At 40.3% G+C, this 6,648-nt stretch carries 6 protein-coding genes, 1 pseudogene and 1 other annotated feature; of the genes and pseudogenes, 4 read left to right on the top strand and 3 right to left on the bottom strand.

Translation table 11 applies throughout. The features are described from left to right. Together MKX60_RS31580 and MKX60_RS31575 are read left to right on the top strand one after the other, a co-directional pair. Positions 1 to 193: pseudogene (locus MKX60_RS31580) on the top strand (aminoglycoside phosphotransferase); the annotation flags it as partial. Positions 194 to 475: 282 nt separating this feature from the next. After that, on the top strand, positions 476 to 961 hold the full coding sequence (locus tag MKX60_RS31575; protein WP_341062104.1) for a CDI toxin immunity protein: 486 nt from the start codon (positions 476 to 478) through the stop codon (positions 959 to 961). Positions 962 to 1,274: 313 nt separating this feature from the next. On the opposite strand, the gene dapA is transcribed toward MKX60_RS31575, so the two are convergent. Further along, positions 1,275 to 2,171, bottom strand: coding sequence for a 4-hydroxy-tetrahydrodipicolinate synthase (gene dapA, locus MKX60_RS31570; RefSeq protein ID WP_076300560.1), 897 nt, complete (start codon positions 2,169 to 2,171; stop codon positions 1,275 to 1,277). A 121-nt stretch (positions 2,172 to 2,292) separates the two neighbouring features. On the opposite strand from dapA, the gene MKX60_RS31565 reads away from it, so the two are divergent. Further along, positions 2,293 to 3,168 carry a LysR family transcriptional regulator gene (locus MKX60_RS31565; RefSeq protein WP_042189369.1) on the top strand — a complete coding sequence of 292 codons (876 nt, stop codon included), beginning with the start codon at positions 2,293 to 2,295 and terminating at the stop codon, positions 3,166 to 3,168. Here MKX60_RS31565 and MKX60_RS31560 read toward each other — a convergent pair. Then, positions 3,151 to 3,561: a VOC family protein gene (locus tag MKX60_RS31560; protein ID WP_341062102.1), complete on the bottom strand. Its 411-nt coding sequence runs from the start codon at positions 3,559 to 3,561 to the stop codon at positions 3,151 to 3,153. The genes MKX60_RS31565 and MKX60_RS31560 overlap by 18 nt on opposite strands. Positions 3,562 to 3,844: 283 nt before the next feature. On the opposite strand from MKX60_RS31560, the gene htpG reads away from it, so the two are divergent. Beyond that, the gene (gene htpG / locus MKX60_RS31555) at positions 3,845 to 5,725 is read left to right on the top strand and encodes a molecular chaperone HtpG (RefSeq protein WP_076286274.1); all 1,881 of its coding nucleotides are present in this window, start codon (positions 3,845 to 3,847) and stop codon (positions 5,723 to 5,725) included. 25 nt (positions 5,726 to 5,750) lie between these two features. Here htpG and MKX60_RS31550 read toward each other — a convergent pair whose 3' ends face one another. Beyond that, entirely contained in the window at positions 5,751 to 6,227 is a 477-nt protein-coding gene (locus MKX60_RS31550; RefSeq protein ID WP_341062101.1) for a DUF4362 domain-containing protein, read from the bottom strand. A 128-nt stretch (positions 6,228 to 6,355) separates the two neighbouring features. After that, positions 6,356 to 6,617, top strand: a binding site (T-box leader). Positions 6,618 to 6,648: the final 31 nt, after the last annotated feature.

Raw genomic sequence — 6,648 nt, 5'->3', positions numbered from 1 at the left:
CAGCTTTTTACCACCTTACGCTCGCGGCGTGTTTTTCGAAACTTACGGAGGAGCGGACGAGGAAACGAAGCTGCTGGCGCGGCTGATCGCGGTATACATCCCCGTACTGATCTTGATGCAAGCGGTCGATGACGGGAATGAAGCGATTGCGGCAGAGGCGAAATCCAACATCATGCGAGCACTGTCGGATTAGGCTCATTATTTCATTGCAGCTATGGGGCTAGGGCTATCGGCACCATTTTGTCGTTTAAAGGCCGCGATAAGGTACGATTCGCCTTCTCTGATGCCGCTTTATGTTGAGGAACACGAAATTCAACAGAGTAAGTCGTTGCGCTAACTGGGAACGATAGTTGAATAATACAAATTGATTTGCAGGAGCTACGGTATCCTGCTTTTTTCATTGAACTAACGGGCAGTTTAGTTTAAGAATGTGGTACATTTTATAAATAGTCGGTTAGTAAAGGAGCATTATCCTGTGAATAGGGAAGAAAGAAAAAAGCGTTTAGAATATCTAGTTCAAGAAAGAAAGAAACATGAAGAAAAATTGGAAAAAGAGAAACGAATTTCAGAGATGTTAGAGCTGTTCCCAGAAAAGGACAAAGTGGATATATTAGATGAGAGCGAAAGTGATAAGATTGAAAGTAAAATGACAGATTGTTTTCCGATTGGATTTTGGGGAAGAATTGATTGGGAAAAGGTAAATAAAAAAAATATTCTTACTAAAGAAGACATATTGAATATCCCTACCGTCCTATCTAATCAATCTTTGGACACTTCAGTTCCTGTTTACCTTATTGTTGGGATATATAAATACCCATTGGTAAAGACCTCCTTATTTACAATACTAGAAAGCATTGAGGATATTATGGATATGGGACCAGACCAATGGATTTATAGTCCATCGTTAAGATATGTAATTGAATTTTGTCATGATGAGGTAATAACAATAGGCTGGATTTGAGGTGCTTATTAAGCTAACGGGGAACGTTAGTTCAATAACAGCGTCAGTCTTAGACTTTATTTATCAAGTCTTGTTCTGCCGCTGCTTCTTTTAATGAATCAGTCTAAAACTAATTTTTTAAAAACTGAGTAATCTCCAATTCAACCCCCCGTTAAATCAACAACTCCAGTCTAATACTTTATTTTCACCGAACAAGAAGATTGAAGAGGGGTAAGAATAGATAATATCAGAACATTAGTTACAGAGAATTTAAATTTACAAAAAAATAGCCGCTAAACAGTTCCTCACTGTATAACGGCTGTTATCTTTTCTCTTATGCAGTCGCTTCAATTGCATTGTCCTGAACATAAGAACTAAGCTCTTGCTGAAGCGCCGTGCTGATGGAAGTCATTGGGAGGCGAAGCGTATCCGAATTGATTAGGCCATTCTGGCTAAGCATCCATTTGATTGGAGCGGGGTTCGATTCCTTGAACAAGAGACGGATGATCGGCAGTAGTTGTTCAAAGTTTTCTTTTGCCAAGTCGAATTGACCCGATTTGAAGGCTTCGTATATACGGATACATTCTGCTGGATAAACGTTCGCAGTAGCAAGCATGCCACCAGCTGCTCCAGCGCTAAGCATTTCATAAAAGAGTGAATCGTCGCCGCCAAGCACAGGTTTGGAACCTGTACGAACTAGCTCAGTAACCATTTTGGTGCTACCTGAGCAGTCTTTTAATCCGACAACATTATTCATTTCTAGGATTGTGCGTGCAGTATCTAGAGTCATAGCAGTACCAGTACGACTTGGAATGTCATAAGCCATGATCGGAATACCTACTTCTGCTGCTTTGCGGAAATGGGCAATGATGCCCTCTTGCGAAGGACGACTATAATAAGGGACGACTACTAGTGCGCAATCTGCACCAAGGTTAGCTGCGATCTCTGTGCGTGCTACCGTAGAAGCTGTGTCATTGGTTCCTGTACCGACTACTAAGGGGATAGATGTAGATTGTAAAAGCTCACGAGAAGTGTTTACTAGAAGCTGCATTTCATTTACGGTTACAGTTGGCGATTCACCGGTGGTTCCATTAACGACCAGACCTTGTATGCTGTTGTTAATAATGTTCTTTACATAACGCTGATACGAATCCAGATCGACTTCACCAGCAGCATTGAACGGGGTGACCACGGGGACATAAATTCCATAAATCTGTTGTTCTGTAAGCATAAATTATCGGCCTCCAAAATATTTTAATTCCTCTACATACACTTTACCATGGAATGTTGCATCGTCGTTAGCTATAATAAATGATGTGTATCATCAAAAATATTGATGTTAGGGTGAGGTTATGGATTTAACCTATTTACGAACATTCCGCGAGGTAGCTAAACGCCAGAGCTTTACACGGGCTGCTGAAGAGCTGGGTTACGCGCAGTCGAGCGTTACGATGCAAATACAGAAAATAGAGAAGGAATACGGAGTGCCATTAATAGAAAGGCATGGTCGACAGCTGCGACTTACCCCGCCTGGAGAAGAGTTGTTGAAGCTATTCGTGGAGATTTTGGATCTGTATGATCGTTCTAAAGAAACCATCGCCCAGCAAATTGGAGGTACGCTAACGATTGGTACAATTGATTCATTAGCTGCTTTCTACTTACCACCCTACTTACAGCAGTTGAGGACGAAATTTCCGAAACTTGATATCCATCTACAAACGATGCAGGAAGCTAACCTCTTGGCCAAAATAAAAGATGGGGAAGTAGACATTGGTTTGATGCTCGATCGTACCACTACGGATTCTTTACTTGATCGTACGATCATTAGAGATGAACCACTCGTGTTGATAGCCCCCATTAACCATCCCCTTGCCCAGATGGATACAGTAACGCTACAGGATCTAAATAACTGCGAATTAATTGTTTCTGAAGAGAGCTGTATTTACCGGAGTCTGTTCGAGAATTTGTTAAAAGAGCACGGGATTATATTCCGCATAGGTTTTGAGCTTTCGAATCTAGAAGCGATCAAACGATGTGTTATGAATGGTTTAGGGATTGCATTATTACCTAAAATTGTTGCAGAGGAAGAAATTGAGCGGGGGAACTTGGCTGAGCTGCCATTCGCACATCAAGAAATTCATTTTGATCTGCAGCTTTTGATGCATCCTAAGAAGTGGAAGTCTCAGCCATTGCAATTTCTAACGCAAATGTTACTTGCAAATCATTAGTTTATTCCCATTAGGGTCTTTCACCACAAACCATTGTTGATCTTGAATTTCGGTTACTATCTCTACACCGAGCTCCTTCATATAGTTGAAAGAGGCTTGCAAATCATCGGTTATAAGCATAAGAGCAGGTGTTGTAATTGGAGGAGCCCCTTCAGGCTCTATACCTCCCCACATGGGCATGGTGTCCAGAATGATCCCAGTGCTTCCTTGCATAGTTAACGGGCATAAATGACCGTTCATAATCGGATGATCTGCTTCCTGGAGTCCTAGGACATGGCAATACCAGCTACGGGCTTTTTCAATATCGTGTACGGGAATGAATACACTGCCAATAAGGTTCTTTACGGGGCTTTTTGCTTTGGGATTTACAATGGACTTCGCTTGTTTATTCATTCGAATTCCTCCTAGGACTGATAATGATAACCCTTTATTTGGAATTTATACATCTAGTCTATTTAAAACATAGAATCAGCCTACGCGCAAGTGGGTCATTAATGATCAATAAAATCTTAAATTTGTATGCAAAAGATAGCATTCTTTAAAGAAAATCGCTGTAAATATTGACATTCAAAATCAGTTTATGTTATATAAAAAGAAGAATTAGCACTCATCTAACAAGAGTGCTAATCACGAAATGTTGGACAAGATGTTATTTTGAAAGGAGATCTACTTATTCATGGCCAAAAAAGAGTTTAAAGCCGAATCGAAAAGATTGCTGGAAATGATGATTAACTCCATTTATACACAACGGGAAATTTTTCTTCGCGAGTTGATTTCCAATGCAAGTGATGCAATTGATAAGATCTATTACAAAGCATTAGCTGATGAAAGCCTGGTCTTCAATAAAGAAGATTATTATATTAAAGTGACTGCCGATAAGGCGAACAGAACTTTGACGATCTCCGATACAGGTATCGGGATGACACAAGAAGAGCTAGAGAATAACTTAGGAACAATCGCGAAGAGCGGATCTCTTGCATTTAAGAAAGAGAACGAAGCCAAAGATGGTCACAATATCATCGGACAGTTCGGTGTTGGCTTCTATGCTGCGTTTATGGTAGCAGATGACGTAATTGTGATCAGTAAGGCGCTTGGTAGCGACGAGGCCTTTAAATGGGAGTCTAAGGGTGCTGATGGCTATACTATCGAGCCTGTCGAGAAGGATTCTGTAGGTACTGAAGTGATTTTGAAGATTAAAGAGAATACCGAAGAAGATCAATACGATGAATATTTGGAAGAGTATCGCCTGAAATCCATCATTAAAAAATATTCTGACTTCATTCGTTTCCCAATTAAAATGGACGTGAAGGAGCAGAAGCCAAAAGAAGGCACAGAGAACGAGTTCGAGGAAGTTGTTCAAGAACAAACCGTGAACAGTATGGTGCCAATCTGGCGGAAGAACAAAAACGAGCTGACTACAGAAGATTACGATAACTTCTATGCAGAGAAACGTTACGGCTTCGATAAGCCGCTTAAACATATTCATATCAGTGCAGATGGTGCTGTAGTGTATAATGCGATCTTGTTTATCCCAGAAAATACACCATTTGATTATTACACAAAGGAATATGAAAAAGGTCTTGAGCTCTATTCCAATGGTGTATTGATCATGAACAAATGTGCGGATCTGCTGCCTGACTATTTTAGCTTTGTAAAAGGTATGGTAGATTCAGAGGATCTTTCGCTGAACATCTCCAGAGAAATGCTCCAGCATGACCGTCAGCTGACTCTGATCGCTAAGAACATTAAGAATAAAGTGAAGAGTCAACTGCAAAGCTTGCTGAAGGATGAAAGAGAGAAATACGAGCAGTTCTATAACGCTTTTGGCAGACAGCTTAAGTTTGGTGTGTATAACGATTATGGAATGCACAAAGATACACTTCAAGATTTGCTGATGTTCTACTCCTCCAAGGAGAAGAAGCTGGTAACACTGGACGAATATGTATCAAGAATGCCAGAAGATCAGAAGTACATCTACTATGCATCCGGAGAGTCGATCGACAGAATCGAAAAGCTCCCACAAACCGAGCTTGTATCGGATAAAGGGTATGAAATTCTCTACTTCACTGATGATATTGATGAATTTGCGATCAAGATGATCATGTCTTATAAAGAAAAAGAATTTAAATCCGTATCCAGTGGTGATCTGGGTATCGAAGCAGACGAAGCGGACAAGCCAACGGAAGCGGAAGAGAACGAAAACAAGGAGCTTTTTGAAGCGATGAAGGACATCTTGTCCGGCAAAGTGAAGAATGTTAAAGCTTCCAAACGTTTGAAGACTCATCCGGTATGCCTCTCTGCTGAAGGTGAACTGACAATCGAGATGGAAAAAATCCTGAAATCGATGCCGAATGGGCAAGAGGTTCAAGCGGATAAGGTACTCGAAATCAACATCCATCACGAAGTCTTCCAGTCTTTGAAAGCAGCAGCTGAGAACGATAAAGAGAAGCTCGGTTTATACACGAACCTGCTGTACAACCAAGCACTGTTGATCGAAGGTCTACAGGTTAGTGATCCTGTTCAATTCACTAATGATATTTGCAAAATCATGAAATAGATATTAGAAAAGCCATCCTATCGTATTACGATTGGGTGGCTTTTTTTGTGCGGAAAAGGTAGTAATCGATTTCAGAGTCATTATTTGTGCAACCGCTGATCGAATAGATTATTTCACTTTGTGTGTTTTTTTTACTCGTCACTTCGGAGCAGGTATCGGTTCTGACTCCTGTGTTGCTTCCACCGAATGCATCATTAGAGGTATCGTAGCTATAACTAATTACATTGCCATCAAACTTCAAATCCTTAAATATGGGATCGCCCTCATCTGTGTAACTTGTAACTCGTATATTGTCTGCTTTTTTGCTGGAGAGATTAGTTATAAATTGCTCAAATTTATCGAGGTTGTACACTTTTTCAAAAGAAACAATATCCCCTCTACTGATGGCTTTTTCGGAAGTATAGGGTTCACTTTTGGGAACAGAATTAACCTTATTATCGGAACAACCCCATACCCCTGCTAGTAAAAGAACAGAGAGTATAAGCAAGTTTACTTTTTTCATTGAAGGACCTCCTCCTTGTAACTTATTTATATAAAAGACGAAAATTAATTGAAAAAGTTACAGTGAGCTTGATGTTTCACATTGACAATAAACAGAAAATTAAGTATCATTTCCAGTAACTTGAATATTTAAAGGCAAAGAAGAGAAAGAGTACCACGGCAATTCTTTCTACAGAGAGCTCCGGTCGCTGAAAAGGAGTAAAGAAAAACCTTGGGAATATGGTCTCAGAGCTGCGCATCGAAACCTTTTGGGTTGTAGGCTGCGCCGGAACCTGCATCCGTTACAGTGCTAGGGTATAAACGTTTATTAACGTCGTACCTGAAGAGGTAAATGTCATGAGGCATTTATAAAATTAGGTGGTAACACGTGAGTAGAACTCTCGTCCTTTGTGGATGGGAGTTTTTTTGTTGTCTAAAAAAAG

The organism is Paenibacillus sp. FSL R5-0914, from assembly GCF_038004525.1.
GTDB lineage: Bacteria > Bacillota > Bacilli > Paenibacillales > Paenibacillaceae > Paenibacillus_AQ.
Note: the sequence above shows the minus strand (reverse complement) of the source record. Positions and strands in the feature narration are given on the sequence as shown.